This window comes from Veillonella ratti (genome assembly GCF_003992115.1).
Lineage (GTDB): Bacteria > Bacillota > Negativicutes > Veillonellales > Veillonellaceae > Veillonella_A > Veillonella_A ratti.
Window position 1 is genome coordinate 1 of the sequence record NZ_RQUX01000043.1, and the last position, 808, is coordinate 808.

Consider the following 808-nt stretch of genomic DNA (forward strand, 5'->3'; position numbering starts at 1 on the left):
TGTTTCAGTCACTTTTTCTAAATTGTTAGTGACTTTTTCAAGGTTATTATTGATTGTATCTACACGGCCTTTTACACCATCAACATCAGTTTTAACTGCGAATAACTGACCACCGGTTACAGCATCTTTAGAGCCTTCAGCTACGGAGCCTTCACCAAGGTTGGATACTACTTTACCGCCTGCATTGATGCCGTCTTTAGTTACGGATGGACCACCAACAATTGCTAAGCCATTAGTAGTTAACGCTGCATTGCCAACACTCACGCCGTCAGCTGTTACAGCAGTTTCGCCTACTTCTAGACCAGATTCGTTCAGTTTAGTTTCACCGGCTTGTACGCCATCAGCAGAAACTGTGGTTGTACCGGCAGTTAAACCGTTAGCATCAACTGTAGTTGCACCGGCTTTAATAGATCCGGTAGCACCTAAGTCAACGTTGTTCTTCATGTTAACTGTAAAAGTCTTAACATCATCAGCACCGGTTTCGCTGGCTACTTCGATGTTAGTGCCACCTTTTACGTCAACGGATTTCTGAACAACTTCTTTGATGACTTCTTTACCTTTGTCATCCAAGTTGCCTAAATCTTTACCGGCTGCGTTGTTAATTTTTTCTTTAGTTGCAGCTGTTAAATCTACTACTAAGTCTTGACCAGACACTTCACTGGTAACCATGCCATCAGTAGCACCTTTAATACCAAAGCCTGCTTTGTCTTTATCAATAGTGAGTTGTTTGCCATTAGTATCTGTTACGGTTACTGTTTGAAGTGCACTGCCTGCAGTTTCAGTAACTTTTTCAAGGCTAGTCTTGATT

General features: G+C 42.0%; 1 protein-coding gene. It reads right to left on the reverse strand.

The window, feature by feature from the left end; translation table 11 throughout:
- Positions 1 to 808, reverse strand: an 808-nt coding sequence (locus tag EO124_RS10245) for a hypothetical protein (RefSeq protein ID WP_206512572.1), incomplete at both ends; no start/stop codon positions are given.